Source organism: Streptomyces sp. NPDC059002 (assembly GCF_042740435.1).
In the GTDB taxonomy this organism is placed as follows: domain Bacteria; phylum Actinomycetota; class Actinomycetes; order Streptomycetales; family Streptomycetaceae; genus Streptomyces.
Genome location: NZ_JBHYJI010000068.1, coordinates 1 through 26,755 on the forward strand (window position 1 = coordinate 1; position 26,755 = coordinate 26,755).

General features: G+C 66.8%; 29 protein-coding genes. 24 read left to right on the forward strand and 5 right to left on the reverse strand.

The features are described from left to right. The first annotated feature begins 85 nt into the window (after positions 1–85). Positions 86–2,308, forward strand: a complete 2,223-nt coding sequence (locus tag ACFWZ2_RS37195; protein WP_384553489.1) for a tetratricopeptide repeat protein — start codon at positions 86–88, stop codon at positions 2,306–2,308. 162 nt (positions 2,309–2,470) lie between these two features. Here ACFWZ2_RS37195 and ACFWZ2_RS37200 read toward each other — a convergent pair whose 3' ends face one another. The 5 genes from ACFWZ2_RS37200 to ACFWZ2_RS37220 form a co-directional block, all read right to left on the reverse strand. After that, entirely contained in the window at positions 2,471–2,986 is a 516-nt protein-coding gene (locus tag ACFWZ2_RS37200) for a hypothetical protein (protein WP_384553491.1), read from the reverse strand. A 98-nt stretch (positions 2,987–3,084) separates the two neighbouring features. Further along, positions 3,085–4,353: an MAB_1171c family putative transporter gene (locus tag ACFWZ2_RS37205; protein ID WP_384553493.1), complete on the reverse strand. Its 1,269-nt coding sequence runs from the start codon at positions 4,351–4,353 to the stop codon at positions 3,085–3,087. 37 nt (positions 4,354–4,390) lie between these two features. Further along, entirely contained in the window at positions 4,391–4,927 is a 537-nt protein-coding gene (locus tag ACFWZ2_RS37210) for a hypothetical protein (protein ID WP_384553495.1), read from the reverse strand. A 33-nt stretch (positions 4,928–4,960) separates the two neighbouring features. After that, complete coding sequence (locus ACFWZ2_RS37215) at positions 4,961–5,482, reverse strand: hypothetical protein (protein ID WP_384553497.1); 522 nt, start codon at positions 5,480–5,482, stop codon at positions 4,961–4,963. A 315-nt stretch (positions 5,483–5,797) separates the two neighbouring features. After that, positions 5,798–6,262 (reverse strand): helix-turn-helix domain-containing protein, encoded by a 465-nt coding sequence (locus tag ACFWZ2_RS37220; RefSeq protein WP_384553499.1) that lies wholly within the window; start codon positions 6,260–6,262, stop codon positions 5,798–5,800. 386 nt (positions 6,263–6,648) lie between these two features. Here ACFWZ2_RS37220 and ACFWZ2_RS37225 point away from each other — a divergent pair, with 386 nt between their 5' ends. The 23 genes from ACFWZ2_RS37225 to ACFWZ2_RS37335 all read left to right on the forward strand — a co-directional run bounded on the left by ACFWZ2_RS37225 (position 6,649) and on the right by ACFWZ2_RS37335 (position 26,720). Further along, entirely contained in the window at positions 6,649–7,008 is a 360-nt protein-coding gene (locus ACFWZ2_RS37225; RefSeq protein WP_384553501.1) for a hypothetical protein, read from the forward strand. A 372-nt stretch (positions 7,009–7,380) separates the two neighbouring features. Beyond that, positions 7,381–7,968 (forward strand): WhiB family transcriptional regulator, encoded by a 588-nt coding sequence (locus ACFWZ2_RS37230; RefSeq protein ID WP_384553503.1) that lies wholly within the window; start codon positions 7,381–7,383, stop codon positions 7,966–7,968. A 430-nt stretch (positions 7,969–8,398) separates the two neighbouring features. After that, a complete protein-coding gene (locus ACFWZ2_RS37235; RefSeq protein ID WP_384553505.1) occupies positions 8,399–9,238 on the forward strand; it encodes a hypothetical protein in 840 nt (279 codons plus the stop codon). Between the two features lie 38 nt (positions 9,239–9,276). Continuing rightward, positions 9,277–9,963 carry an ATP-binding protein gene (locus ACFWZ2_RS37240; protein WP_384553589.1) on the forward strand — a complete coding sequence of 229 codons (687 nt, stop codon included), beginning with the start codon at positions 9,277–9,279 and terminating at the stop codon, positions 9,961–9,963. Then, positions 9,963–10,313, forward strand: a complete 351-nt coding sequence (locus ACFWZ2_RS37245; RefSeq protein ID WP_384553507.1) for a DUF4326 domain-containing protein — start codon at positions 9,963–9,965, stop codon at positions 10,311–10,313. The genes ACFWZ2_RS37240 and ACFWZ2_RS37245 overlap by 1 nt, the downstream gene beginning before the upstream one ends. After that, positions 10,310–10,714 carry a DUF6195 family protein gene (locus tag ACFWZ2_RS37250; RefSeq protein WP_384553509.1) on the forward strand — a complete coding sequence of 135 codons (405 nt, stop codon included), beginning with the start codon at positions 10,310–10,312 and terminating at the stop codon, positions 10,712–10,714. The genes ACFWZ2_RS37245 and ACFWZ2_RS37250 overlap by 4 nt, the downstream gene beginning before the upstream one ends. After that, positions 10,711–11,853, forward strand: coding sequence for a DUF2637 domain-containing protein (locus ACFWZ2_RS37255; RefSeq protein WP_384553511.1), 1,143 nt, complete (start codon positions 10,711–10,713; stop codon positions 11,851–11,853). Before ACFWZ2_RS37250 ends, ACFWZ2_RS37255 begins: the two co-directional genes overlap by 4 nt. A gap of 97 nt (positions 11,854–11,950) precedes the next feature. Then, a complete protein-coding gene (locus tag ACFWZ2_RS37260) occupies positions 11,951–12,535 on the forward strand; it encodes a hypothetical protein (protein ID WP_384553513.1) in 585 nt (194 codons plus the stop codon). 24 nt (positions 12,536–12,559) lie between these two features. After that, positions 12,560–13,105: a winged helix-turn-helix domain-containing protein gene (locus tag ACFWZ2_RS37265; protein WP_384553515.1), complete on the forward strand. Its 546-nt coding sequence runs from the start codon at positions 12,560–12,562 to the stop codon at positions 13,103–13,105. Between the two features lie 47 nt (positions 13,106–13,152). After that, positions 13,153–13,392 carry a transposase gene (locus ACFWZ2_RS37270; RefSeq protein WP_384553517.1) on the forward strand — a complete coding sequence of 80 codons (240 nt, stop codon included), beginning with the start codon at positions 13,153–13,155 and terminating at the stop codon, positions 13,390–13,392. Further along, positions 13,389–13,631: a transposase gene (locus ACFWZ2_RS37275; RefSeq protein WP_384553519.1), complete on the forward strand. Its 243-nt coding sequence runs from the start codon at positions 13,389–13,391 to the stop codon at positions 13,629–13,631. Before ACFWZ2_RS37270 ends, ACFWZ2_RS37275 begins: the two co-directional genes overlap by 4 nt. 444 nt (positions 13,632–14,075) lie before the next feature. Continuing rightward, positions 14,076–16,109, forward strand: a complete 2,034-nt coding sequence (locus ACFWZ2_RS37280) for a SpaA isopeptide-forming pilin-related protein (RefSeq protein ID WP_384553521.1) — start codon at positions 14,076–14,078, stop codon at positions 16,107–16,109. A 316-nt stretch (positions 16,110–16,425) separates the two neighbouring features. After that, positions 16,426–16,815, forward strand: coding sequence for a hypothetical protein (locus ACFWZ2_RS37285; RefSeq protein WP_384553522.1), 390 nt, complete (start codon positions 16,426–16,428; stop codon positions 16,813–16,815). Between the two features lie 10 nt (positions 16,816–16,825). After that, entirely contained in the window at positions 16,826–17,803 is a 978-nt protein-coding gene (locus ACFWZ2_RS37290) for an NlpC/P60 family protein (RefSeq protein WP_384553524.1), read from the forward strand. 49 nt (positions 17,804–17,852) lie between these two features. Further along, positions 17,853–18,191, forward strand: a complete 339-nt coding sequence (locus ACFWZ2_RS37295; protein ID WP_384553526.1) for a hypothetical protein — start codon at positions 17,853–17,855, stop codon at positions 18,189–18,191. Between the two features lie 3 nt (positions 18,192–18,194). After that, positions 18,195–19,496: a hypothetical protein gene (locus tag ACFWZ2_RS37300; RefSeq protein ID WP_384553528.1), complete on the forward strand. Its 1,302-nt coding sequence runs from the start codon at positions 18,195–18,197 to the stop codon at positions 19,494–19,496. Continuing rightward, positions 19,477–21,126, forward strand: coding sequence for a hypothetical protein (locus tag ACFWZ2_RS37305; RefSeq protein ID WP_384553530.1), 1,650 nt, complete (start codon positions 19,477–19,479; stop codon positions 21,124–21,126). Before ACFWZ2_RS37300 ends, ACFWZ2_RS37305 begins: the two co-directional genes overlap by 20 nt. A 3-nt stretch (positions 21,127–21,129) precedes the next feature. Then, the gene (locus ACFWZ2_RS37310; protein ID WP_384553532.1) at positions 21,130–22,656 is read left to right on the forward strand and encodes an SCO6880 family protein; all 1,527 of its coding nucleotides are present in this window, start codon (positions 21,130–21,132) and stop codon (positions 22,654–22,656) included. Next, complete coding sequence (locus ACFWZ2_RS37315; RefSeq protein WP_384553533.1) at positions 22,653–24,089, forward strand: ATP/GTP-binding protein; 1,437 nt, start codon at positions 22,653–22,655, stop codon at positions 24,087–24,089. Before ACFWZ2_RS37310 ends, ACFWZ2_RS37315 begins: the two co-directional genes overlap by 4 nt. Continuing rightward, positions 24,086–24,472, forward strand: a complete 387-nt coding sequence (locus ACFWZ2_RS37320; RefSeq protein ID WP_384553535.1) for a hypothetical protein — start codon at positions 24,086–24,088, stop codon at positions 24,470–24,472. The genes ACFWZ2_RS37315 and ACFWZ2_RS37320 overlap by 4 nt, the downstream gene beginning before the upstream one ends. Continuing rightward, positions 24,472–24,732 (forward strand): hypothetical protein, encoded by a 261-nt coding sequence (locus ACFWZ2_RS37325; protein ID WP_384553537.1) that lies wholly within the window; start codon positions 24,472–24,474, stop codon positions 24,730–24,732. Before ACFWZ2_RS37320 ends, ACFWZ2_RS37325 begins: the two co-directional genes overlap by 1 nt. 30 nt (positions 24,733–24,762) lie before the next feature. Then, positions 24,763–26,211: a type IV secretory system conjugative DNA transfer family protein gene (locus ACFWZ2_RS37330; RefSeq protein ID WP_384553539.1), complete on the forward strand. Its 1,449-nt coding sequence runs from the start codon at positions 24,763–24,765 to the stop codon at positions 26,209–26,211. Next, complete coding sequence (locus ACFWZ2_RS37335) at positions 26,208–26,720, forward strand: hypothetical protein (protein WP_384553540.1); 513 nt, start codon at positions 26,208–26,210, stop codon at positions 26,718–26,720. The genes ACFWZ2_RS37330 and ACFWZ2_RS37335 overlap by 4 nt, the downstream gene beginning before the upstream one ends. The last annotated feature ends 35 nt before the right edge of the window (positions 26,721–26,755 follow it).

Below are 26,755 nucleotides of genomic sequence, written 5' to 3' on the forward strand. Positions count from 1 at the left end.
ACACCTCTGCATTTGAGCCCGTACTTCGCTCTGCAGATGAGCTAGTACGCCGACACCTGTAAGAGAGCTTGATGACACGCATGCGGTGGACCACCTCGGGGTTCACCGCAGTATCGATCCCGGTCAGCCGCCCCTCAGCTCGTTGACGCCCTATATCCGCCGGAAGCACGATCTCCGTCTTGCGAAGATCGGCAAAGCAGCGCAGGCCTCCAGTCAGATGGTGGTGCTGGTAGGAGACTCGTCGTCAGGCAAGACGCGTGCGCTACAAGCCTTGCTCCTGCTTCGCGAGCTCGCAGAATGGCGACTGTGGCAGCCGCATTCGCCTGAGCGGCTCCTTGAGGCGTACCGGCGGCAGGAGATCGCCCCGCAGACCGTGCTCTGGCTGAACGAGACACAGCGCTATCTCACGGGCCCTCTAGGGGAGGAAGTAGCTTGCGTGCTGCGGGTGTTGCTGACCGATCCGCGGTGTTCGCCGATCCTCGTGCTGGGAACGCTGTGGCATGAGCACCATTCCCTGCTGACTGTGCGGCCCCCGCCAAGGGAGCCCGACTCGCATGCGCAGGCGCGTGACCTCCTGGACGGGCGATGTATCACGGTCCCGGATGCTTTCACTGACGAAGATCTGGAGCACCTGGCCCAGCTCGCCCCGCATGACCGGCGGTTGGGCCTCGCTCTCGAACGTGGCGGCCGGCATATCACTCAGTTCCTTGCCGGGGCTCGCGAACTCGTGCAGCGATTCGAGACGGCTCCGGCCGAGGCCCGAGCCGTGATCCTGGCGGCAATGGACGCCCGCCGCCTTGGGCACAACTCGCTGCTGAGCACAGACCTCCTACGGGCGGTTGCTCCTGGCTATCTCAGTGAGCAGCAATGGCAGCTGGTCGCCGACGACTGGTTCGACCAAGCACTCGACTATGCGCGCCAACCATGTAAGGGAGTTCCCGGTCCACTGACACCATGGCGGCCCCGCCCTGGGGAGACCGCTTCGACGAAGCCCGTCCTACACCTCGCCGACTACCTAGAGCAATACGGGCGGGACACGCGCCGCTACACCGTGCCTCCGGCCGCCTTCTGGGATGCGGTCAGAGGCCACTCGGGCACGGGCGCTGACCTGATGGAGCTCGCCGCCGCAGCCCAGGACCGTCTGCTGCTGCGCCACGCCTCGCTCCTCTACCGGGCTGCCGCCGATGCAGGCCTGCCAGATGCTTGGACTGACCTAGGTAGCGTGTATACGCGTGTCGGCCATATCTCCGCGGCTGTCCGCTGTTTCCAAGCAGCTGCCGACGCTGGTGAGGTCGAAGGGCTCATCCGCCTCGCTCACATGCGCAACGAGTCCGGGGATGCCACTGAGGCCCTGCGGTTGTACAGGTCGGCGGCTTTGCAGGCCGAGGCCATCGAGGAGCCTGTGCCAGATCCGCCGCGCTTCGTCTTCCTCGTGGCCCAGCCTCTGGTGGATGCGGGAGACTCAGATGCAGCTGAGCGGCTGTGCCGGGCGCTGACCGAAGCGGGAAACGACCACGCGTGGCTGTGGGCCTATCTCGCTAAGTTACGGATGCGCGTTGGGGACTTGGAAGGTGCCGAGCCGTACTCTCGCCGAGCGGCTCAGCACGGCGACTACAACGGAATGATGGACTTGGTCGAAGCGTGGCGAGCAGCTGGTGATGGAGCCCGCGCTGATCTTCTGTTCGAGCAGCTGATTGAGATCAGTCCGACGCTGAGTCTTGGAGAGTTGGCTTCCTCACCATCGCGGCTCACTCCAGCGCAGGCCGAACACCTCCATCAGGCAATGGAGGAGCGCGAGGATACCGACGCCTTGTGGTGCAAGGCCACGCAGCTGTACGAGGCCGGAGACTTCGCCCGCGCCGAACCGCTGTACCGAGCATGTGTCGCGGCTGGCGACCTCACAGCCCTCGGGGATCTGGCGGCGCTCCGCATGGGCGTCAAGGATTGGGATGGCGCCGACCAATACGTCCTGCGCGAAGTCGCTGAGACCGGCAGCTGGGCTAGCGGACACGACCTGGCCCTGGCCTACCGTGAGTATGGCGAGCTCGACCGACTGCACGCTCTGTACCAGAACATCGCTGATCAAGGATTCACAGAAGGCATCGTTGGTCTGGCAACGCTGCGCGAGGAGTCCGGTGACCACGCGGAAGCCGAACGTCTCGCCCTCAGGGCCGCAGCGGCCGGGGACGATTCCGCCTTCTGGCAGTTGAGGCAACGTGTCGACGATCCTCGCCGCCATCAACTCCTCCGGTACGGGCTCGAACCAGACGGCGGCATCGCAGACTCCTGGAGCCCCACCCAGCTCTGACAAGGGGCGATGCGAAATGTATCCACGCGCTGCGGGGAGCAGACCAGCCTGGCTTCGCCTCCCTCCCTGCTCGTTCCCAAGACCGAGCTGGAGGCAGCCATCACGCTCCGCACCGTCATTTGGCCCTTCAGCACAGCCGTCGGCGTCGGCTTCCAACCCTCGTTACAGGCTCACCGCAACGAAGGCAGCACCCGCCACGATCGCGCCGACGCAGCCCCCGGTGACGGTCTGAGCAATGGTGTGGGCTCGAAGGACGACGCGGGACCAGGCGATCACGCACACGATGGGGGCCGCGAGCCAGACCAGGGGACCGTACGCGCACGCAAGAATCGCGAGAGAACCAGCCGCAACACTGGTGTGCACGGAGATCTTCCAGAATGCAGTGACCGGCAAGAGCACGGCGAGCGTGCCGAGCATCGCGACGACCAGGGCGAGCATCTGCCGGGGGGCGCCGAGCCAGAGCATGCCGCCGATTCCGATACCGACGGACGTCATGATGACGGGGATCAAGAGGAGGCGTCGTTGGCGGTTCCCGACGTGTCGGTCGGCCCACTTGCCGGACCTGATGCCGTACTTGATGTAGGCGATGGGGATCACCGCGGCGAACAGGATCGCCTCGAAGCCCCAGGCGAGTCCGGTCAACGGCTGGGCCTGAGCCAGCCCGGTCAAGAGGCTCACCGCGATGATGACGTTCTTCGGGTCGAGTCCGTCAGTGATTCGGCGAGCCGTACGTATCCGGCTGGTGTCGATCGGGACGGCTGCATCCTGTAGGGAAGTCACGCTGTTCCTACCTTCTCGTCCACAGTCGTCAGGGCCTTCTCGACGCCGTCCAGTCGAGTGGAGGTGTACACGGCGCCGACTCGGGTCAGCCACCGCGCGTTGGCCTCCTGGTCGTCGCGCAGGGTCAGCAACGGCTCGACGGTTGAGGGGAAGGCGTGCGATTCTCCGTCGACCGCGCGGCGGCGGGCGATGCGCAGACATACGGCCTCGGCGGCAGCTTCTGCGTCGTCGCCGGTGAATCCCTCAGCACGCACAGCGGCCAGTGCACGGGTCGGCAGGTCCTCGTCGACCCACGGCAGCAGCTCGTAGGTGGCGTCCCAGACCTCGACCACGCGTTGGTCGAGCCGGTTGTACATGCTGCACATGCCCCAGCGGTCGCGGATCAGTGAAGTCCCATCGACCAGATGCTTGCGGACGGTATCCGGAGAGAGCACACACACAAGATCGACCCACAAGGGGCGCAGGCCGATCAAGGCTCGGCGGTTGCGCAGTCCGCGGGCGACGATGTCGATGGCGCGGATGCTGGATCCTGCGACGACGGGAAGGATCGTCGCGATCTGAAGGAGGTTGCCGCCCATATCGAACTGGTCCTCGGTTAGGGGGAATTCAGCGCCCGCGAGGCCGTAGCCGAGGTAGGTGAGGCGGTAGAGGGGGTAGGTGACTCCGAGACCGCAGCCCAGGGCCATCATCTGCATGCAGCGGCGGAATGCGCCTGCGGGGCTGCGATTCGCTGCCGCTGCGCACAGGGCAGCGGAAAGGGCCAGTGCAACGCCGATCGGCAGAAGGTAGACGCAGAGGTAGATGGTGCCCCAGCCGTCGCCGAACTGACCGTTGATGAAGTCCGTGTCTCCGTTGGGGGCCAGCCGGGCGGGTGCGGCCCCTGGGAACGTCGCAAGGGCGGCGGTAGCGGCGACGGCGCCGAGGATGAGGCGCGGCTTGAGGTCGGCGAGGCGCCGCCAACGCGGTTCCGGGCTTCGGGCCGGTACTGCGGAATTGACCCATCCCACCAAGAGAAGGCATGCCGTCACGATGGAGAGGTGTTTCGGCAGCACCGCACAGTCGCGCAGTCCCGTGACGGAGGCCAGGGCGTGTTCGAGCGGTGACAGTCTCAGGGTGGTGCCGATGGCCAGTGCGACAAAGGTCCACAGCAACGCGTCCTTGCCCGGATTGGGCTCGGTGTGCCCACGTCGGGCGTTGGCTCGGACAGCGACGACCACCCACAGCGGGATGATCGTCAAAAGGGCTATGTAGTCGTCGGAGGTCAAAGCAAGGAGTTTCTGAGTCGGGGCGGCAGAGAGGGGCTCAGAGCGCCTTGTACAGGCGGTCGAGGAGCGGGTCGCCGCTGTGCTGGTTCTCGCGCGCACGGTCGAGCGCCTGGCGGCGCAGGGCGAACGCGAACTTCTCCGCCTGGTCCTCGACCTTGACGTGCTCAGGGTCGTGAGGTCCGTCTTGGGACCGAGTGCGGCCGATCAGGCAGCCACCGAGGAAGTCGGGGCTGAGGAACTGGTACGGCTCGGGCTCCGGTTCAGGCGGTGTCGAGGGCAGCACGAGGGGTTCGTGCCCGAGCGCTATGTGCCCGGCTTCGTGGGCGAGGGTGTGTACGGCTGCGGCGCCGTTGAGCTCGGGTGCAACCCAGATGGCATCGCTTTCGGCCTCGGGACGGGTCAGCCACAGACCGTTGGCCCGCAGGCCGGCGAGTGGCGGGTCCTCGCGCCACAGGTCAAGAGGGCGCGGGTACCGATCCCGGATGACGTTGAAGAGCGTCTCGACCGTAAGTGGGTCCGGGATCGGGAAGGTCGCGAGGGTGCGGCGTATTTGGCTGTCGGCAGAGTGGATCACCGGAGTCGTGCACCTTGCGTGGGGGGTGTTCGGTCAATCGTGTTTGGGCTGCTTCGTCTCTCCTTCTCCGGCCTCGTGTTCCAGCTCCTCGACTTGCTGAAGTGATTGGGCGTACTTGACGACACGGGCCTGGCCCTGCGGGGACAAACGGCTGGCAGAACGGGCGAGCACGGCCAAGGTCTCGTTTCCGTCCCGCTCTTGGCGCTGGAGTCGCTGATCGAGAAAGTGCTCCAGCTCGGCGATGACTTCGTTCGCGGTCGTGCTCGCCGCTGTGCTGGTCAGGTTGAAGACATCAAGCGGCACTCCGAAGAAGTCCGCCAGCACCGACATGTACGGCGCGGTCGGCTGAGGGCCACCTTCCTTGCGAAGGCGGCGGATGTACTCCGCGGTGATGGTGCCCGCGCCGTGGCGGCGGTTGATCTCGTCTGCCACCTGCTGGTTGGTGTATTCGACGTACCGACCAGGGGTCTCTGCATCTTCCGGTGCGGAAGCCTCGAACAGGAGGTTGAGGCGGGCGGCGAACGTCTGCTGCCCAGGGTTTGGGACTGGGGTCACGGGTAGCGGTCTTTCTCGACGAGTGGTGAGGGCTCCACTGTAGCTGGCGGCCCAACGATCGGTTGACGCCTCCTTCATCTGCAAACAATCGTTTGACTACTGATCGTTTGCAGACTTTCATGGATGCATGCAGGGCGCAGCGATCCGATCGCAGTCGTCCTTCACCCTGCATGCCCTTCACCGATCTGGGCTGCCACCCAAACAGGGAGTTCAACATGCCCTTCCTCGCCGCCAATTCGACAGCTGCGCCCTCAATCAACGCCCGCCCCACCTGTTGCCCACCACGTACAGCAACGAGCCACGACTGATGGCGCGTCAGGACCCTGCTCCCTGACGCTTGGTGTTGACGTTCTCGCGCCAGCGCTCCGCCGTCACCCGGCAAGCATCAGCCAGTCGGTCCGGCGACACGTCATACAGGGCAGACAAGACAGCCCCCCACTCGCCCCTCACGCGCCCGACCCCCAACTCCAATTCCGAGACGTCCGACGCCTGGACCCCCAGCCGCTTGGCGACGTCCTCCTGCCGGAGGCCAGCGCGCGTCCGCAATACAGCGAGGTCCGCGTCCGGGGATAGAGGGAGCAGGAGTTGCGACCGGGGTACTGCGAGCTTCTCGGTCAGGGCGGCGAACAAGCGAGGACTGGGGGCACCCTTACCCCTCACCCATCGACCAACGGTATTCACCGTCACGCCGATGGCCTGCGCCACCTCGGCCTGAGTCAGACGCCGCTCTTCATAGGCGGCGCGGAACCCAGTCGGGCTGAAGTCCTGGACGCTTTTCACGCGGCCAGTATCCCAGCCGCCCCCACCCGTAGATCGCCGAGAAGAGTCAAGAGAAGAAAATGATGGGTCGGAAATGATGGTATAGTGATCATGTTATCGAGACGGGCAACCGTTCAGATGATCTCGATCCGGGGCTGTCGCCAAACAGCTCCGGAGAGCAGATTCGGCCCACCAGTCGGAGCGCCAACTCCAGGCCGGTGAGCCGAACTTGGGAGGCGTAGCCCCCCGAAGAAGCAGTGCGAACCGCACGGGCCTAGTAATCCTCGCGGTCGCACTTCGGCAGTGACACCGGAGCGATGCTTCGCTGTCACCTGATGCAGACGGGGCGATGCCTCGTCTGCTCAAGGAGTGATTGTGTCATGGGACACCCAGCAGGGGCACCTACCGTGAGTACAGCCGCTCATGGCGGCCTTGACCTCCAAGGGCTCACCGCGGTTCTGAGGCTACTCACCGGCGGCGAGGACGTCGATGCTCTTGCGCGTCGGCTCGACACCCTTCACGTCGACTATGCCGAGGCTGCCCGGCGTCTGAATATTCCGGAGAAGTGGCTGCGTGAGCGCATAAGTTCGCTCCCCCACCGGAAGATGGGAAAATTCGTCGGCTTCGCCGAAGAGGATCTCAGGGCGATTTCCGAGATGTATGCCGTCCGGCCTGCTCTCGGCACGCCCGGCACTGGCCACAGTCGCAGCGAAAAGTTTACGGCACTCACGCCGTCACGTCGCTCACGCGTTCGCTCGACCAGCTGACTTCCATCTCGGGACTTTCGCGCACACTGGTGCATTTCCCTGAGTTCCTCCAGGAGTTTCGATGGCAAACCACATCATCTTTGAAGACCTTCCCTCACCTACTCGCAGGTCAGCCACATCCAGCTTCCGGCATTCACAGGCCGCCAACAAGCTCAAAGCAAAACCCCACTCTTGGGCTCGAATTCAAGAGCGCGCAAAGCGGGGCGACGCCGCTACCGCCGCCTACCAGATACGCAGGGGAGTCCTGTCCGCTTTCCGCCCGGCCGGTTCGTTCGAGGCTAAGTCGGTAACTGTGGGCGATAGGTTCTTTGTATATGCGCGGTACGTTGACCCGGGATCGGAAACTCCCGACTTGGCTCCGGACGGCTCCTGATGACGCCGGGCATAGAGGCGGCTGTGCACGCTGCCCTTAGCGGCGATTGGGCCCCTCTTCTGGAAGCGGCATCTGAAACACCGGGAAAGAACTGGGCCGAGAACGCTCGATGCGCCGGACAAAGAGTCGAGATCTTCTTCCCTGACGCAGAGGAACCGTGGAGTGACCCCGATCAGGTTCGACGCACACAGGGAATCGCTCTCAATCGCCCTCTAAACCTCTGCGCAGCCTGCCCATTGGCTGTCGCCGCGCGGTGCCTCATCGAGTCCCTGCGGAACGACGAGGAGTACGGAATCCGGGCGGGGCTGCTGGCATCGGAGCGGTCCGAACTCCTGAGCTGCTGGAAGCGCCGCGTCGACGACACAGCCGTCTCAGCCGCGCTACGTGGTGTCACCACCCTGCTCACCGCCCGAGAACGTGAGGAAGTCGTGGCCCAGTTCGTTGCCGATCCCATGCTCGGCGCTACCCGGGTAGCTCGCGGACTCGGCATTTCGAGCAAGTACTTGTGGCAACTGGCCCGAGAACATCGGCAGCGACACACGCCGGCTGCTGCCCCGTCCTCTGTTTCCGTGGCGAAGGCTGCCTGAGACGTCCCGCCCGGACGGGTACATCCATTCTTCCGCAAGGACTCCCTTGCGTGCGTTTACGGGAGATTCCCCATTCCCAAAAAGCCTTCTTTCCTCATAGCCCAGACAAGTGCCTATGGGGACACCCAAATCCTGGACCATTCAACCGCGCTCGTTCGCGTTCACCCGGCTTCCCAGGGCACTGCCCATTTGTACACCGGCCAATTCTCCCGCCTCCTGGTGGGATACGAGATCGAGCAGGAGATAGCCAGACTAGTCCGTAACTACTTTCCCGATGAAGCGGACTGGCGACGAGCCCATGACTTCCACGCCCCTACGGGTTTTCTGTATCTAGCTCCGGAACCGGACCAGCTGGGATTTATCCCGGAGGACGACGAATCTTTCGGCATCTCCTCTTCTCGGTTCATCGCCGCAACCGAGGACGGCCTTTGTGAGTGACACCGTGACTGATCTGGTATGGAATTCATCGCGGTCGAAACGAGGTGCCTTTACCGTCATGCTTGCTCTTGCACGCGAGTCCGACGAACTCGGGAAAACGGCGCTATCCCTGGAAGAGATAGCCGAACTTACCCGCCTCTCTCCGCGGTCGGTGACAACCTGCCTTAGGGACCTGTCGGGTCTCGGAGAGCTGATCTACGTGCCTGGAGGCGGCAGGGGTCACCAGAACCAGTACTCGATACGCCTTGGAAACCTGGCCGAATCGACTTCATGCGACAGTTCCACACCAGCAGATGCAGGAACTGGTTACTCGGAAGTTTCTTCACAAAGCAGGAAGCCCGAAGCGAAAAGCGGGAAGCTCCTGCCACAGAATGCGGAAGTTTCTTCCTCGGACGTACGAGGTGTTATTACTCCCGTAGGGAGTAATAACACCTCTCAAGAGCAAGCTAGCCCGGATCCCTCCCGCGTTGCGTCGAAACAGCAGAGCCTCGAACCCGTCGACGTTCCGGCTGACGCCCAGGAAGTCGTCGCGGCGATGACCCACGCAGGGATGCTCGTGGGCTGGCGGCTCTCGGCGGACGAATGGGATCGGGTAACAGCCTTGTCAGCCCGTTGGGGCACTGAACGGCTGGTGGAGGTCATCGCACGACGGTGGGATCCTGCGCGGCCGCCGCAGTCGGCTCGCTATCTGCTCCGTATCTGGGACGACCTGCCGTCCCATGTCCCCGCTGAGGCCCCGCAGGGCAACGTCGTCCCGCTTCGGCGTGAGTCCAGCGGCTGGAAGCCCTTCCGCAACTCGGCTAAGCCCAGCGCCTACCAGAACGGATTCTGACCATGGCCGAGCCCCAACGCGCAGGTCAGGCCCGGTCAATGGGCGCCATCGAACGAATTCTTGCTGCGAAAGGTCTTCCTCGCGTGTCCAGCTCCGGATCGCTCCCCGACGAAGTGGGCCCTGGGAACCCAGGTTGGCATCACGATGCTCGTGTCGAGTACGCGTTGGCGCGCTGGGAGACTGCTACCCCGCCCCGGTTCCGCACGGCTGAGGCGACGTTCCCGGAAGTCAGGTCGTGGGCGGATCGAGCTCTTGCTGACCCTTCGTCGGCGGGTGCGCTGCTCCTTACCGGCTTGACCGGTACGGGCAAGACACATCAGGCGTACGGGGCCCTCCGCCGTATTGCGACAGGTGGCCCCGACCGGTTCGAGCTGCTCGCCGTGAACAGCGCGGACATGTACGGGCACCTGCGGCCAACGCATGTGGTCGGGTCCTCGGAGCGAGGGCTGAGGCGGTTGTCCACCGTGCAGTACCTGTTCCTCGACGACTTCGGGACGTCCAAGACGTCCGAGTGGACCGAGGAGATCACGTACCGGCTGATCAACTACCGCTACAACCACTGCCTCCCGACGATCATCACGTCCAACCTCCCCGCCCGCGACGCAGACGGCCCGGACCTGACCGACTTCGTGGGTGACCGCGTGGCCAGCCGCCTGGCCGAGATGGTCACAACGCTGGTCCCGATGATCGGGGACGACCGACGCCGGGATCGGGGAGCCGCGTGATGCCGGTCCGCCTCCAGGGCTCCGCTCGTACCGCCTGGAGGTCGCCCGCCTCCTGCATCTACGTCGGCGGGGGCACCCGCTACGCCAACCCCTTCCGGACCGATCATCCAAGTCCCTCCGGATACCGGAGTTCGATGACTGCGCAGGAAGGCGTGCACCTCTTCGACGCCATGCTCCGCGGGCCTGTGGGGCGCTACTACGCCGAGCGGTTCGCCCGCTCCCTCTACGGCCTCGACCTCATGTGCACCTGCCCCCTCGATACCCCCTGCCACGCCGACGTCCTGCTCCGCCTGGCCAACCGCGCCGAACCCCGCCCCGCCACCTGCTCTCTGGAAGGACCTGCTCGATGACACACCCGCTCATGTATGTGGCGGCCAAACGGCACACAACGGTGCGAGAGCAAGCCCTCCGCTCCTGGGCGCCACGCTCGGTCACAGCGGCCTCGCAATACGCCCGCCGTGTCCTCGGAGACGACGCCGCGACCCTCACATGGGAGGCGCTCGGCGTTCTGCGGCTGGAGGAGCACCTCCAGGCGTTCTCGTCGCTGGACACGGCATCCGGTCAGCACCTGGTGCTCCACTACAGCGGGGACGGCGAGGGGGATGAGCGGCTCGTGCTGCGGCGCACCTGTGACTCGTGCACAAGTCAGCAGGCGGACGTCGTGACCTCGCTCGAACAGCTCGGTCTGCTGCTCACGCGCACGGCCGCGTGGGCCGACATCAACGCCCGGAACAACGGTGACCAGGCATGAACATGGAGCACACAGCAGTGGCCCAGGCGACGTTGGCGAGGGGCTCGCGCGAGCTGCGCAGGATGTCCGTCTGGGACCGCGCAGCGATCATTCTGCTCGGTGCGGCTGGCTTCGCCTTCTCCTATGACGCACTGCGGCAGGTGGCCATCGCGATACACGCTCGTCCTTCGCTCTCCTACCTGTTCCCGGTCTTCATCGACGGGTTCATTGCGTATGGCGTGCGGGCGCTCGTGCTGCTTCGTCACAGTGGTTTTGGTGCGCGCATGTACGCCTGGTTCCTTTTCCTGGCGGCCACGGGATCGAGTCTGTGGGCCAACGCGTTGCACGCGATCACGCTCAACCGCGGTCCGCAGTCCGGCTCGTCCGCGCTGCACTTGGAGGACCGTGTTGTCGGTGTCCTTTCGACGCTCGCGCCGCTGGCACTCGCGGGTTCGGTCCACCTCTACATCATCATGGCGCGGACCGCCGAGTCGTCCGTCCCGGACCGTTCGGAGTTCCGTCCGCAGCCGGTCCGCGAAGCCGTCCGGACAGAGCGGACGAGTGCCACGGAGGGCCGGTTCGAGCGTGGCTGGTCCGGCGCTGCACCAGCTTCTGAGTCGGTCGCAGTCCCCGGTCCGTCCGTAGCGGACGGTCGTGATCAAGGTTCAACGGATGGGCAACGAGCCAGTCTGGACATGGGGATCCCGCCCGCCTCGGTCCACCCCAGGGACGCCGAGGGTTGGCCGTCAGCAAGCAGGGAGCATGCGGAAGTTCTCCCGGACGGACGGCGTCGACCCGCCGGTCCCGAAGGTACGTCCGTCCCGGACGGTTCACCGGTCCCCGCTGACCGAGTGGACGATCAATCACCGGACCACGGGACGGCCAACCCCCTCGCGGACGAGGACAAGATCCCCGTCCCGGACGGTGGTGAAGCTTCAGAGGACCGTGAGATCGCGGACGATTGGAAGGAGCGGCTGCTCCCCGTCGCCCGAGAAGCTGCCCAGCGGGCCGGAAAGATCACGCGTGACGCGATCAAGTACGCCGTCCGCGCTCGCGAGCAGGTCGGCAATGACCGGATGGGCGAGCTACTCGCGGCACTACACGAAGAGGCGGAAGCAGCGCAGAATCACGTTCCCACCACTGTCTCCAGCGTCCCGTGACGATCTCACCTCATGATTGATCTCCCTGCGGTCGTCGCGTCGGGTCGGTCCCGAAGCGGCGGCCGCAGGGGCTCGCGCCTTCAGAAAGGAAGTAGCCGTGCGGCGACGCCTGTACGACTCAGCGGACGCAGCCGCCCGAACCGAAGCAGAGCAAGCGGCTGTACGACTCGAAACGCATCTTCAGGCCGGCGGGCGCCTGGACTCGGTTCCCGCTCCTATGCTGGCGCTCGACGCGGACGAGTCGGCATACGCGGACGTGGTGTGCGCGACGGCCCGCTTCTACGGAACCGAGGTCGTCTACCCGCGGGCACCTGCCGGGTACTTCGAGGACCATCCGGCCTTCGGCCGCCGCTGGGTGCCCAACCACCGGCTTGAGGCTCGGCGCCGCCAACAGGCGGAAGCCGATGCAGAAGAACGTTGGCGGGATCACAGCCAGGCGCGCGTCGTACTCACCTCCAGCGGACTCCGCATCAGTCCAGCTGGATCACCCGGCACCTGGCTGCCGTTCGACCACGTCCTCCTCACCGGCATCACGACGGCCGTCGATCGCCGGGAACTGGTGCTGTCGTACAGCGTGTGCGCTCCGCTGCTAGTGGTTGGACCGGCAGCGCCCTGGCTAGGAGTGGCAGTTCGGCATCTAGAGATCATTAATGGTGGAGGTTCTCGGCTGGGTGACGGCTGACGTTGGGTCCGCTATGCCGGAGGTATGAGGTATCCCGATGGTGGCGGGCTGACGGCTGAGGATCGGGCCCGGCGTGAGCAGGTGCGGTTCGCTGCGGCCGAGTTGATCGAGGCTGGCGGCAGTGACCTGGACGTGGCTCGGCGGTTCCGGGTGACGCGGATGTCGGTGAATCGTTGGCGCCGGGCCCTGGCTGCAGGCGGGAGGCAGGCCCTCGTCTCGAAGGGGGCGGGCGGCGCCCGTTGCAAGCTCAGCGCCGCGCAACTGCGGCAGTTGGACGCCGAGTTGTATGCCGGTCCGGCTGGCCATGGCTGGAATGAGGACCAGTCCTGGACGCTGGCCAGGATTGCCGAGGTGATCTACCGCCGGTTCGGGGTCCGGTACACGCTGCCCGGCGTGGATCTGCTGTTGCACCGGATCGGCTGGAGCGTACAGGTGCCCGCACGTTGGGCCACCGAACGGGACGAATCGAAGATCGCAGAGTGGAAGGGCGAGCGGTGGCCCGTCATAAAAGGACGGCGGCAGACCTGGGTGCCTGGGTCTGCTTCGAGGACGAGGCCGGCCAGGGTCTGAGGCCGCCCCGGGGCCGCAGTTGGGGCCGTCGTGGCAAGACGCCCGTCGTGAAGGTCACCGCTGCGGGCACCAAACGCGTCTCCATGGCCGCACTGATCTGCACCAAACCGGGCCACCGACCCCGGCTGATCTACCGCATCCACGTCGATCACGGTCCCGGTCCCGGCAGACGCAAGGGCTTCAACGAGAGCGAGTACGCCCGCCTGCTGGACGCGGCTCACCAGCAGCTCCAAGGCCCGATCGTGATTGTTTGGGACAACTCAACACCCATCTCAGCGCCAGGATGAAGCAACTCGTTGCGGCTCGTTCCTGGCTGACCATCTTCCAACTCCCGCCCTACGCACCCGAACTCAACCCGGTCGAGGGCGTGTGGTCCCACCTCAAGAGATCCCTGGTGAACCTGGCGAAACGGGGTATCGACCAGCTGACCGCTCTGATCAAGACCCGACTCAAGAGGATGCAGTACCGGCCCGGCCTCATCGACGGCTACGTCGCCAAGACCGGACTCGACCTCACACCCTCGTAACCTCCGCCATTAATGATCCCTAGCCCCTGCCGCGCCTTTCTCCTAGGCGCATAGATATGGGAAGTTGATTCCCGGAAGCATCTTCCCCCTTTAGTTTTCATGTGAGTTCTTCCCGCACCCCTGTCAGGATTTCTGCACGGCCCAGCGCCTTAGGTGTTTCGCAGGTCGTGCAGTTTTCGTATTCCCGGAAACTGTCGTTCTCTGGGAGGGGGTGATGCGCCTTGATATGACGCAAGGCGGCTGATGTGAATCCATCAGGATTCGATCCAAGGGCCGCAACGTGACGTCGCCTCGGATAGCAACTACGCCAAGGCTGCGTGGGTTTGCACTGCAAGCCCCTCTTAGCAAGGGGAGCCGGTCCCGAACCAGGGGCGCTGACACCGGCTCCCGCCCCCGAAGCCCCCTCGGCATGTGGGCGGCTTCCGTAAGCAGGAGCACCACTTCATGCGATCACGCATACCAACCCCATCCCGGATTGCCGCCGTCGCCGTGGCCGCCGGAGTGGTGGGCACCCTGGCCTGGGCCCCTTCCGCTACCGCAGCGGACAAGTACGGGCCGGGGTTCGAGGTCCCGGATTCCGAGGGGCACGCAGCGGCCAGTCATATCGGTGCGTACGGTCCGCCTGGCCTTCGGGTGTGGGGCGACTACGAGACGTATTGTGCAGACCCGTCGCGCCGTGGCCCGGATGCGGCTGGCGGATATTTCGGCCCCAGGCCGGTTTCGCGGTGGGCTTCCTCGGAAACTGGACAGCAGGTCCCGGCCGCGAACTTGGCGTACGCCTCGTACATCATTGGCAAGTACGGACAGACCCGCTCGGATTCTCAGGCGGCCGCTGTTGATGCGGCCACGTACGACCTGCTCGCCGGTGGCGCGTACGGGATCCATGGGGCGCGCGGAAAGGCCCGCCTGAACTATCCGAATGTCTCAGCTAACTCCCGAACTCTCGCGCTTGGTTACCTTGCCGAGGCCAAGAAGCTGGCGGGCCCGTACGAGCTGCATGTCCGGCCGAACGCGAAGGAGACCACCGAGGGCACGAAGGTCACGGTGGATGTGGACGTCACGTCCAAGCTGTCCGGCGAGCGAGTGCCGGGGGTCAAGGTGGCTCTCGACTCCAGCTCGGCGCAGGGGAGCGTCACCACCGGCAAGGACGGCCGTGCGTCCTGGACGTTCACCGCGTCGAAGGCAGGCGCCAGCAGGATCAAGGGAACCGCGACCGGCCTGCCGGGCTCGCAGCTCAAGGCCCTGGATCCGCACGACAAGCGCGCTCAGCGCATGCTGCTGGCCGGGGACAAGACGACGGTGCGGGATTCCGCGGCCGTCACCGTCAAGCCCGCCACCGGAGGACTGAAGATCCACAAGAAGGACCCGGAGGGCTCCCGCCTGGCAGGCGTCACCTTTCAGCTCCGGGACTCCTCCGGAAAGGTCGTGAAGGAGGGAAAAACCAATAAGGGGGGTGTCCTGACCTTCGAAGGGCTGGCGGCGGGCAAGTACCGACTGCACGAGACCTCGACAGGTGATGATCTCCACGAACTGGTCGCCGATCAGGACGTGTTGATCGTGGCAGGGCAGTCCGGCTCGGCCAAGCCGATTACGGTAATCGACCCCTTCAAGGACGCCGAACTCGTCCTCAAGAAGGTGGACACGGCCACGGGCAAGCCGCTGGCCAACGCGGTCATCGAGATCGACGCGGACGATGTGGACGCCTCCAGGAAGCACAAGCCGGGCAAGAAGGTCACCGACCTGACCACCGGCAAGGACGGGCTGGCGAAGGTCAAGCTCGGCGTGGACGTGAAGGCGGGAAACGCGTACTGGGCCAAGGAGATCAAGGCCCCGGCGCACTACCAGCTGAACGGCACTCCGAAGCGGTTCACGGCCAAGCCCGGCGCAGTGGTGAACCTGACCCTGACCAACGACCCGATCCCGGCAACCATGCGCGTCCTCAAGACCGACAAGGACACCGGAAAGGTCCTCGGCGGCATGGGCTTCGACGTCTCGACGGTCAAGGTGGACCCGTCCGGCAAAAAGGTCCCGGGTACGAAGGTGGCCTCTGGCGTGACCGGTGCGGACGGCAACTCTGCTCCGATCAAGCTCGATGCCACGGTGGATTCCGGTATCGAGTACCTGCTCAGCGAGACGAAGGCGCCGCAGGGATACGACAAGCTCGCCAAGCCGGTCTCCTTCACCGCACGGGCCGACAGCGAAGTCATCGTCCGGGCGCAGGACAGCAAGACGTCTGTGCCGCCCACGCCGACCCCGAGCCCGTCGAAGCCGGGCTCGACGCCTCCACCGAAGACCGTGGGCGGCGGTACTCCGCCGGAGACGCCCTCATCGGGTTCCCTGGCCAAGACCGGTGCCGAGATGGCGCCCTGGGTTCTGAGCGGGGCCGCCGCTCTGCTCGTCGCTGGTGGCGGAACGGTGTGGTTCACCCGCCGTCGCCAGCAGGCTCCGGCGAACACCGGTAACAGCCCGCAGGAGTAGCACCTCCGCTTGCCCTGCGAAGGGGTGTTGCGGCCCTTCAAGCCTCTGGGCCGCAACACCCGCTCCCTCACTTGAACTTCCTGCCCCAAGGTCGTGTTTCCGCATGCCTCGATCCACTCGCTTTCTGCCGATATCTACCGCATTGTGCGCTGCGGCTTCTCTGGCCGTCCTGGTGTCCGGCTGTGCCAGCTCGACCGGCGACGACTCCGGATCGACCGACTCTCGCCCGAACTCTGTCTCTGCGGGCATCACTGCCACTGCCGCGCCGTCGGCGAGCGCCTCAAGTGCCGCCCCGAGCTCGGCTGTTCCTGCGGACGTGCGCAAGAGCGCGCGAGCCTTCACCACCGCCTACGCGCAGCATGACGCCACCAACGGCGGTGACCGCTCGTACGCCGATGCGGGGGCCCGTGCGGCGAAGTTCGCCACGGGGGAGCTGGTGGAGGTTCTGGCCCAGAAGCGCGCCGGGCAGGACGCTCCTTGGGCAGCGCTGCGGTCCGAGCAGGCCAGGCAGACAGTCAAGATCACCTCTGTTGTCGTGCCGGACGGCGCGCCCGCCGTCACTGCCGCGTCCGCGCTCGTGAGGGTCGGCTACACCCTCACGACCACGCCGAGGTCTGGTCCGGCGCGGCATAGCGGCGAGCAGGTCGCGCTCCGCCTGGAACACACCGCGCACGGCTGGTCGGTCGCCGCGCTGCCGTGGGCGTGACGAGGCCAGGATGAAGAAGGCCATACGCATCACCCTCGGCCTGGCCGTCGCCATGGTCCTTTCCGGCCTCCTGTTGCTGACGGTCTTCGGCGGAGCCGGGGGCGCCTCCGCGGACGAGAGCGGGCCCGGTGGAGGGATCACCTCCGAGTCCCCGGTGCCGGGATGGGTCCGCCCGCTCATCGACAAGCACGCAGGGAAGTGCCCCCAGGTCACAGCCTCGTTGCTCGCCGCCCAGCTCTACACCGAGTCGGGCTTCAACCCGAAGGCCAAGAGTCCCGTGGGCGCGCTGGGGATCGCCCAGTTCATGCCGGGCACCTGGGCCCAGTACGGGATGGACGGCGATGGCGACCACGACAAGGACGTCTTCAACCCTGAGGACGCCATTGCCGCGCAGGCCAACTACGACTGCGTCCTGGCGAAGGAAGTCAAGAACGTCGCCGGTGACTCCACGGACAACATGCTCGCCGCGTACAACGCGGGCGGCGGCGCTGTCATGAAGTACGGCGGCGTCCCGCCCTATCCCGAGACCCGTAACTACGTGAAGAACATCCGGGAGTTGGCCGACAAGTGGGCCGATGCGGTCGGCCCGACCCTGCCCGCTGGAAAGGGCGCCGGAAGAGCCATCGCCGCCGCGAAGACCGCGGTGGGGTCCTGGTACCAGTGGGGCGGCGACTGCGTGGCGCCCTTCAAGGGCCAGAGGGGCTGCGACTGCTCCTCGCTCACCAAGATGGCGTGGGCCGCAGCCGGGGTGAATCTGCCCCGGGTCACGTACGAGCAGGTCCACGCTGGCAAGCCGGTCAAGAGCGTTTCGCAACTTAAGCCTGGTGACCTCCTGTTCAGTGGGCCCGGCCATTCCGGCCCGGAGCACGTGGGGATGTACCTCGGCAATTCCACGGTCATCGACGCTCCGCACAGCGGAGCCACCGTGCGGATCCAGGGGCTCGACGAATGGAAGCCCCGGATCATCGCCATGCGGCATATCGGCTAATTGCCAAACATCGTCATTTATCAACTCATCACGTTCATAAGGAAGTTCCATGCACAACTTGCTTGCTAGTGCCGCTGATCCGTCCCTTCACACCACCCTCGCGGCGGGCGCCGACGTGGTGACCGGCGTCAAGCCGGACTGGGGCCCGTTCAGCAAGTTCGGCGGCACCTCGAAGGTCCTGTTGGGCGTGCTTGCCGCCCTCGCCATGGTTATCGGGGCGGCATGCTTCCTGATCGGGCTTGGCAAGAGCAAGGGCTGGGTCGGTGACGGCCACTCGACCATGGACTCCTCGCGAGGCAAGGGCATGATGGTCGGCGGTCTGGTGACCGTCTTCCTGGTCGCTTCTTTCGGCACGATCTTCGCCGTCACCTACGCCATGGGCGTGTGACCCGTGGCCGCACAGTCCCGACGGGGAGGCAAGTCCTCTTCACCGGGTACGTCCAAGGCGAAGTTCTGGGGCATCGCCGTCGGCGCGGTCGCGGCGCTGACCACCACCGCAATGATCGTGACGCTGGCCACCGGAGACGACTCGGCGCCTACTCACGTCGCTTCGCCGCAGGCCACACCCGAGCCGAAGCCGGGCAAGGCTCGCGGGCAGGTCACCAGTGGCGTGCCCGTCGGCTACCCCCGAACCGAAGCCGGAGCCAAGGCCGCCGCAGCGAACTACACCGTGATCAGCGGCAGCTCGGCATTCCTCACCAGCAAGGACGCACGCCACCGTGCCGTATCGGTCATGTCCGCTGGCAGCAGGACATCAACGGCCACAAAGGAGGCCGACCACGAGGCCAGGCGGGCGAGGGCTGAGCTGAAGGGGGACAAGTCCAAGCTCGCCCCGCGCCACGTCATCGCCCGGACCGGCATCCTCTCCGCCCATACGCTCGGTGCCGATATCCACAAGGCCACAGTGCGCCTGTGGACAACGACGGTGCGAGGCAGCGCCACCGGGCATGCGACGCCGAAGGCGGCGTTCCGTTCGGTGACGGTCAGCCTCGTCTGGGAGCGCAACGACTGGAAGATGTCCGGTAGTTCGTCCAGCAGCGGCCTGGTGGCACCGGTCGATACCCGGCAGGCGACCAACGTCACGAGCGACTTCGCCGATTACGTACCGGCCCGCGCCTCCGATCCCGTCCTGAGCGGCGCCGAGACGAAGGGCGGTCTTCCGGGAGCGTACGAACGTACCGAGCGTGGGGCCCACGCCGCCGCGACGAGTGCGGTGATGCTGCGCGGGGATCCGCGGTTCTTCTCGAACGCGGAGTGGCGGAACAAGATACTGACCGCCACGACGGCCTCCAGCGCCCTGGACACGGCCAAAGCTGACGCCGATTCGATGACCCAGCTCGTCGTCGAAAACCGGTCGCTCGGCGACGACGGCAAGACTGCGGATGGCGGGCTGCTGGTCACGCGGACTGCCGTCCTCGGCTCCCGAGCCGTGGCGTACTCCGAGCAGACGGCGAGCATGGAGCTGTGGACCGCGTCCGTCGGTGGGGTCGCGGGGAAGAACGAGAGCGAGCGCCCGCAGATCGGCTTCATCCGGATGACCGTCGACCTCATCTGGGCTGACGGCACGTGGAAGACGACGGCTGTCACGCCGTCGGAGCCGCTGGTGCCCTCCCCGCCCGCGGCGGAAGAAGCCGCTCCGGCCAGCAGCTTCGCAGATGTCGGAGGTGTCAGCGATGCGCCTTCGCTTGCGTGAGGACGCCCCGGGGCTGCTGGCCATCGAGCGGAGCGGGCCGGGCCGTGGATGGGGGCGGCGCCTTCAGACGGTCGCCTGGATCAACGTGGTCATCGCCTTCATCTTCGTTCCGTCCGCGGTGGCCAACCCGTTCTGCTACATCCCGATGGTCTGCGAGGCCAAGGCGGCCATCGACTTCATCTCGGACCCGCTCGGGTTCCTGCTGCAGAAGCTCACCGAGGCCAACATCTGGTTCCTGCGGAAGATGCTGGAGCTGATCCAGAACACGACCAAGGTCGACCTGACGAGCCCCGGCTTCTTGAAGCAGTACGCGATCATCTTCGCTGCTTCCTCGCTGATCACGGCGGCCCTGTGGCTCGTCGCCGTCGCCAAGCGGGCGGTCCGCGGAGTTGCGCTCACCACCGCTGTCAGCGAGGCGATCGGCTTCCTCGTCCTCCAGTTCTTCGTCAATGCGCTGACCCCCGGTGCCATCGCACTGTTGATGAAGGCGATCGACGAGGTCACGGCCGTGTTCGAGCCGTATGCCGTCAACAACTTCAAACCGTTCCTGGAGAACATCCTCAAGATCATGGCCGCGAGCCCCTCCGATGGGGTGGGTCAGCTGATCGTCGTCAACCTGATCATGATGGCTGGCGCGCTGCTGATGTGGGTCGAGATGCTCATCCGCGGCGCGGCCATCTACGTTGCCGTGGCCCTCGGCCCGGTGGTCAACGCCGGTCTCGTGGACCGGGACTTGTGGGGCAAGAGCAAGAAGTGGTTCGGCGCGCTCTTCGCCATCGGCCTGTCGAAACCGGTGCTGTTCGCCCTGCTCGGGCTGGGTGGAGCGATCCTCAGTGACTCGACCGGCAGCATGTCCGACGCCGTGTCCAAGACGCTGGTCGGCGCGCTGATCCTCCTCCTCGCCGTGTTCGCCTCGGCCACGCTCTACAAGTGGGTGCCCGCTTTCGGCGATGAGATGGCGCAGCTGCACCACGACCGGAAGGCCGCGCAGTCCTCCGGCCCCGCCTCGGTGGTGGACGGCCCAGCCCAGCAGGCCAATCGCGCTCTGAACACGCATATCCAGGACTCGTTGGTCGGCGGCGGGAAGCCCGCCGGTAAGGCCTCGGCTCCGGCGGCCGGTGGAAAGGGTGCCTCCTCGCCGAAGGTCGGTGGTCAGGCCGGGACGGCGAGCGCCAAGGCCTCTTCCGGTTCAGGTGCTGCGGCCAGCGCGGCCGGACCGCTCGGTGCCGCCGGTGCTGCGGTCAAGACCGGTGTCAACGCCGCGAAGAACAAGGCGATGGGATCCCCCGGAGCACAGGGAACCGAGGCCGCGAGCGACGGCGGCGAGCAGTCCCCGGGCGCCAGTGCCTCGGGCACTCCGGTCGCGGCTCGTTCACGCGGGGCAGGTCCGGGCTCGGTCATCGGATCCGGCGCCCAGTCCCCGGGCGCCGGAAGCACTCCCGCCTCCAGCGGTGCTCCCGCTGCGGCACGCGGCCAGGGCCCCCCTTCGGGTCCGGTCGTCGCCCCGAAGGGCACCGCGCCCGCCCCGCCGCCCGCGACCGCGCGCCCCGCATCGCCTCCGTACTCGCCACCCGCGCCCCCGTCCGGCGGCGGAACGCCCCTCAAGCCCCCCACCAGCAAGGACCAGTGATCCATGTCTACGCGTACGTATCAGTTCGGAAAGCACCGGCCGACCGGCCTGGTGGGCCGCCGCGATCTCGGCGAACAGGTTGTACTGGGCTGCGGAGCCGGTAGCGGCATCCTGCTGGGCTTCCTCTCCAGCAGTGCCCCGGTGCTGGCCGTGATCGGCATGGTCGCGCCCATCGCGTTGGCCGTGGTCGTGGTGTACGCGCCGTACCGGCCCAAGGGCAGCTCACAGCGGCGCACGATCTACCGCTGGTGGCGGATCAAGCAGTACCACCGCCGGGCCCTGAACCGCACCGGCGGCGTGTGGGTCTCCCCGGCGGTCGAGGCCGGTGTGCGCCGGGACGGCACTCCGCCGGTCGCGGCGCTGTCCGAGCCCGAGGGCGTCGCCGGGATGACGTGGGTGCCGGTGACCGTGCGCGGTCAGCATGCCGTCGTGGTCCTTCAGCCCGAAGCGGGCTGCGTCACCGCGGCCCTGGAGGTCGCCTCGCCCGGTCTGGGCGGCAAGGAGGTTGGTGAGCAGGTCGTGGCCCTGGAGCGGTGGGGCGAACTGCTCGACGCGTTCGGCAATACGGAGGAGCACCCGGTCAAGCGGATTCAGGTGCTCGCCCGGCAGATGAAGAGCGACCCGCACGCTCACCAGCGGTTCGTCGCCCAGCGCGACGAATCGGCGGCGACGGCCGGGGCGCCGCCGTGGCTCAGGGACTCCTACGACACGTTGGCGAAAGCGGTGTCCACCTCGGCGGAGGAGCACCGGTACTACATCACCGCGCACGCGAAGTTCACCCGGGACCTGGCAGCGGACGGAGCGGCCCGGGGTACCGGGGACGAGGGCGTCGCCGCGGCGATGGCCGCGTACCTGGAAGAGCTGTGGGCCCGCTGCGAGGACGCCGACCTCTCGGTGATCGCTCCGCTCGATGAGGGCCGGATGACCGCACTCATCCGCAACAGCTACGACCCCGATCACGCGATCTGGGACACCGACCTGCCCCGCGCGCACGCCTTCCCCCGCAACGTCGACGTCCGCGACGGCGCGTTCGTCGCCACGCGGGCCGCCGGGGCAACGGACAGCTGGTTCCACGCGACGGCGGCCGTCGTCTCCTGGCCCACCACACCTGTGGGCCCCGACTTCCTCTCGCCCCTGCTCATCGGCATGCCGGACGTGATCCGGACCATCAGCATCACCCAGAACCTGGAGCCGAACGACAAGGCCGTGGAGCGGATGCTGGATGAGGACACCAACAACCAGGCCGAGTTGCACCGCGACCGGCAGCGCGGCAAGAACGTGGACCCCCGCGACATGATCGCCGCCAACGCCACCGGCTCGCGCGGCATGGCCCTGGCCACTTCCGGCGCGGCCGGGTCCGCGGTCGTCGGCTACATCACCATCTCCACGCGCAGCGCCGCCGCACTGGAGAAGACCAAGCGCACGACCGCCTCCCGGGCGCGTAACGCGCACCTGCGGATCGAGTGGCTCGACCTCGAACATGCCCGGGCCTTTGCCACGACGCTCCCCTTCGCCGGGGGCATCAAGTGACCGGTCTGCTCAATCTCAATCCGCTGGCCCCCAGGTACGAGACCGCGCGGCGCCCCCTGTACACCGAGACCACGACCAGCCAGGCCCTCTACCTGCCCATCGCGCCGCCCACGTTGGGCACGGCGGGCGCCGTCATCGGGCGTGAGCTGTACTCGGGCAAGGCGTTCATCTACTGCCCCTTCAGCGCCTTCGGCGATGGCCTGCCCGGCGGCAACATGATCGCGATGGGGGACACCGGCCGCGGCAAGAGCTCGCTCGTCAAGACCTATGCGGCCCGGCAGATCCGTCTGGGCCGCAAGGTCGTCGTGCTCGACACGAAGGAGCAAAAGGAGCGCGAGGAAGGCGAGTGGGCCGCCCTGGGCCGGTCCCTCACCGGCAGGGCCCCGGTGAAGTTCACCCCGGGCGGCGGAGCGAGAGCCTCCTGCATTAATCCGATGGACCCTGCGATCGCGGGCAAGCGGCAGATCGAGCTGGTCCGCACGATCGTGGAACTCGGCTTGGGCAGGCCACTGGGTGAGTTCGCCGGTTCCGCCCTGCGCCTGGCAATCCGCCGGGCCCACCAGCGTGCGACCGCCGATGGCCGCTCTCCGGTGCTGGCCGATGTCGCGGCCGCGCTGCGTTCCCCGGACGCGACGGACGCCGTGGCCAAGAAGCGTTCGGAGGAGGAACTCCTCAACGACGGCCTCGAAGCCTCCTACGTCCTGGACCGGCTGTGCGGGACCGAGCAGGACGCGAGCGGCGACCTGCTCGGCATGCTCGACGGACCGACCAGCCTCAGCGTCGACCTCGACGCCGACATGGTCGTCTTCGACCTGACCAAGGTCCCCTCGGGCGGCGTCGCCATGACGATCCTCGTCGCGGTGATCTCCGTGTTCCTCGAAGAGGTCTGGCTGCGTCCGCTGTGCGAGTGCGGCGCGGAGCCCAGCCAGCACGAGCGCAGGGTCGTGGACACAAGCTCGGGGGCCTGGGAACTCGGCGCGAACCCTGACTCCGGCTGCCGCCGCTACACCCAGCGCAAGCGCATCCTGGTGTGCGAGGAAGCGTGGCACATCCTGGGCACCCCCCAACTCGCCGCGCTGCTAGAGAAGTTCCTCAAGTTCGCCCGTGGCTACGGCCTGAGCTGCATCTTCATCGTGCACCACCTGAGCGACATCGACGACAGCCCCGAGACGCAGGCCGCTTTGAAGATGGCGGACACCGTCGTCGTGTACTCGATGAAGAAGTCCGAAGCCGAGGACACCGTCAGACGGCTCGGACTCCCCGCCTGGACGGCGGAGCACATCATGCGCCTGCGCCGCGGTGTCGCCCTGTGGAAGGTCGGCGAAGTCATCTACCCCGGCGTCCAGCACCTGCTGACCGAAGCAGAGCAGCACCTGTGTTTCTCCAGCGGCTCCATGACGGACCTGACCACCAGCTCCCCGGATCTCGAATGAGTACGTCCGCGCAGCCCAGCCCCAACGCCACCGGCCCCGAGACGGAACACACCCCTGCCATGACGACCCTCGCCCTCGACCCCGCCGTGCTGCCGACATATGGCCGCTCCTTCCGGGACGACATCGACCAACTGCACGCCGACTACCTCGGCCTCGCCCAGCGCACTGCCCGGCTCGCCGCCCTGCTCGACCACGGCGACTACTGCGCCGCGGGCGGTCGCGCACGGGCAGCGGTCGGCGCCGCCTGGCGCGGTGCGGAGGAACTCCACGCCGCCTTCCACACCGCTCCGCCGCGCTGTTCTGGGCCGGACGCCTCGCTCGCCCGGCTGTGCGGCCGGCGGATGCGCTACCTCGCTGCCCGCATCGCGCGGAGGGCCGAGTAATGGCCTTCGCCTCGGACGCTCTATCCCTCGCCCTCTACGCCGTCGTCGCGGTCTGCGGGCTCACCCTGCTGGCGTTGCGGCACACATCGAACCGCAGTCGACGCAACGCCGGGTTCGCCTCGAAAGCCCAGCTCAAGCGCCAGTTGTCGGCCAAGTCGGCCCTGCGGGCATCCGAGATCCGGCCGTCCCTGGCCGACCGTGACACCCGGTCCCGCCCGACCGCGGATCTCTCCAAACGCCCGCGCTCCCGCGCGTCCTGACCTCCTCCCCCCCTCGTTCCGGAGCCCCACATGCACCACACGCTCGACCCGCTCGACTTCGGCTACTCGCTGGGCGTCTCCCAGCGCCCCAAGGGCATCCCCCTGTACTCGCGGGCCGACAAGGCAACCCGGGTCATCGGCCCCATGGGCAGCGGCAAGACGCTGCGGTTCTTCGCCCCGCTCATCCGGCGGTGGCAAGGCCCGGTCCTGGCCACCTCGACCAAGCCGGACCTGGTGGAACTCACCCTGGACGCACGACGTCGTGCCGACCGCCCGGTCCTGGTCTTCGACCCGCAGAACATCGCGCCCTCGCTTCCCCGCTTCCGCTGGCTCCCGATCACGGGCTCGCAGGACACGGAGGTCGCGATGATGCGGGCCAAGGCCCTCGTTGCCGGATCGCGCACTCCCGGCTCTGCCGCCCAGTCCTCCGAGGGCAGCGCCTTCTACAAGGGGCAGGCCGCCAAGGTGCTTGCCGCGCTCCTGCACGCAGCGGCGCTCGATGGCGCCAGCCTCGACCAATTCCTGAAGTGGGCCCGGAAGTTCGCTGATCCGGCGCCGCTCGGCATCCTCACCGCGCACCCTGGCGCCGGTCCGGGCTGGGCGGACATGCTCCGCACCTCCACCACAGGTGACAGCCGTACCGTCGGCAACACCGCGGTCACCTTGGACGCGGCCCTGGAACCCTTCATGCACCAAGCCGTGATCGAGTCACTCCAGGGCAAGAGGGGCGAGGCGCCCACGGACTTCCGCGAGTTCCTCGACGCGGGCGGCACCATCTACCTCCTGGGCAAGGACTCCGAGGTCAACTCGGTCGCCCCGCTGACCACGGCGGTCACGGAAGACCTGCTGGACATCGCAGAAGCTCACGCCATCGCCTCTCCTGCCGGGCGCCTGGACCCGCCACTCCTGGCGGCTCTCGACGAGGCGCCGAACATCGCGCCGATCCCCTCGCTCCGTCAGCGCGTAGCCGACGGCCGGGGACGCGGCATCACGGTCGTCTACGGCCTCCAGGGCTGGGCGAGCGCCCGGGCCCGCTTCGGCGAGGACACCGCCAACGAACTGGCGAGCTTCACCAACAACGTCGTCGTGTTCGGCGGGGCCAAGGACCCCGACTTCCTCAAGGAGATGTCCGAACTCTGCGGGCAAGTCGAACGGCTGCGTACGACGCGGACCACCACCAGCGGTGACCGTGGCGGCGGGTCGACCGCGACGCACGCAGTGCTGGAATCCGTCCTGCGCAGTGACGAGATCAAGGGCCTCGACGAAGGGTGCGCGCTCGTCCTCGCAGACAACCTGCCGCCGGTCATCACACGCCTCGACGGCATGTGGACCTGGGACTCATGGACGGAGATCGAAGGCCGCACACGGGACCTGCGCCAGGCGAACGAGACGGAGCGGCTACGACAGCAAGAAGCGAAGAGCCGACAGGCTGAGGCGCATGCGGCTGCCTGGGCGGATCGTCAGGACGTGTCGGCATGACCAATCCCTTGGCCCGCTTCGCGCCCTTCCCCGAGCCGCCCGCGCTGATCGCGGACTACCTCGCCGAAAGGAGCGCGGACGAGTCGGTCGCGGACGGCCCGGCGCCGTGGGACATCGGCGCTCTGACGGCCGAACTGCTCGCACCGCTGCCGGACTGGCTCGATGAGGTGTGCCGCTGGCTGAACCAGACGTACGCATGGCAGCCACAGCACGTCATCCCGCCCTGCTGGATGGATCACGAGCAACTGGCGTACGAGATCGCGGCGTTCACCTTCGCCCGTGTCGATGCCTACGACGATGCCGGGTCGGTGATTCTCTGGCACGAGCAGTACGACCGCTTCCTAACCCGGATGAACAACGCGCTCGGCACGGCCGGTGATGACTGCCGCGTGGGCAAGCACGACCCTCGCCCCGCACGGTTCGCGCTCGCAGCCTGGCCCCCTCAGGCCGAGACCGTCACGACCCCGGATGCACCCGCACACGCCGAACTCCGCGGGGAAATAGCCTGATGCAACCCGAGCCACATGTGACCTTCGCACCGGAT

Coding starts and splice junctions, on each gene's coding strand:
- ACFWZ2_RS37250 (WP_384553509.1), top strand. CDS start 10,310: ATGACACACCCGCTCATGTATGTGGCGGCCAAACGGCACACAACGGTG.
- ACFWZ2_RS37325 (WP_384553537.1), top strand. CDS start 24,472: ATGGCCTTCGCCTCGGACGCTCTATCCCTCGCCCTCTACGCCGTCGTC.
- ACFWZ2_RS37245 (WP_384553507.1), top strand. CDS start 9,963: ATGCCGGTCCGCCTCCAGGGCTCCGCTCGTACCGCCTGGAGGTCGCCC.
- ACFWZ2_RS37280 (WP_384553521.1), top strand. CDS start 14,076: ATGCGATCACGCATACCAACCCCATCCCGGATTGCCGCCGTCGCCGTG.
- ACFWZ2_RS37265 (WP_384553515.1), top strand. CDS start 12,560: ATGAGGTATCCCGATGGTGGCGGGCTGACGGCTGAGGATCGGGCCCGG.
- ACFWZ2_RS37330 (WP_384553539.1), top strand. CDS start 24,763: ATGCACCACACGCTCGACCCGCTCGACTTCGGCTACTCGCTGGGCGTC.
- ACFWZ2_RS37335 (WP_384553540.1), top strand. CDS start 26,208: ATGACCAATCCCTTGGCCCGCTTCGCGCCCTTCCCCGAGCCGCCCGCG.
- ACFWZ2_RS37230 (WP_384553503.1), top strand. CDS start 7,381: ATGACGCCGGGCATAGAGGCGGCTGTGCACGCTGCCCTTAGCGGCGAT.
- ACFWZ2_RS37275 (WP_384553519.1), top strand. CDS start 13,389: ATGAAGCAACTCGTTGCGGCTCGTTCCTGGCTGACCATCTTCCAACTC.
- ACFWZ2_RS37290 (WP_384553524.1), top strand. CDS start 16,826: ATGAAGAAGGCCATACGCATCACCCTCGGCCTGGCCGTCGCCATGGTC.
- ACFWZ2_RS37295 (WP_384553526.1), top strand. CDS start 17,853: ATGCACAACTTGCTTGCTAGTGCCGCTGATCCGTCCCTTCACACCACC.
- ACFWZ2_RS37320 (WP_384553535.1), top strand. CDS start 24,086: ATGAGTACGTCCGCGCAGCCCAGCCCCAACGCCACCGGCCCCGAGACG.
- ACFWZ2_RS37255 (WP_384553511.1), top strand. CDS start 10,711: ATGAACATGGAGCACACAGCAGTGGCCCAGGCGACGTTGGCGAGGGGC.
- ACFWZ2_RS37305 (WP_384553530.1), top strand. CDS start 19,477: ATGCGCCTTCGCTTGCGTGAGGACGCCCCGGGGCTGCTGGCCATCGAG.
- ACFWZ2_RS37310 (WP_384553532.1), top strand. CDS start 21,130: ATGTCTACGCGTACGTATCAGTTCGGAAAGCACCGGCCGACCGGCCTG.
- ACFWZ2_RS37240 (WP_384553589.1), top strand. CDS start 9,277: ATGGGCGCCATCGAACGAATTCTTGCTGCGAAAGGTCTTCCTCGCGTG.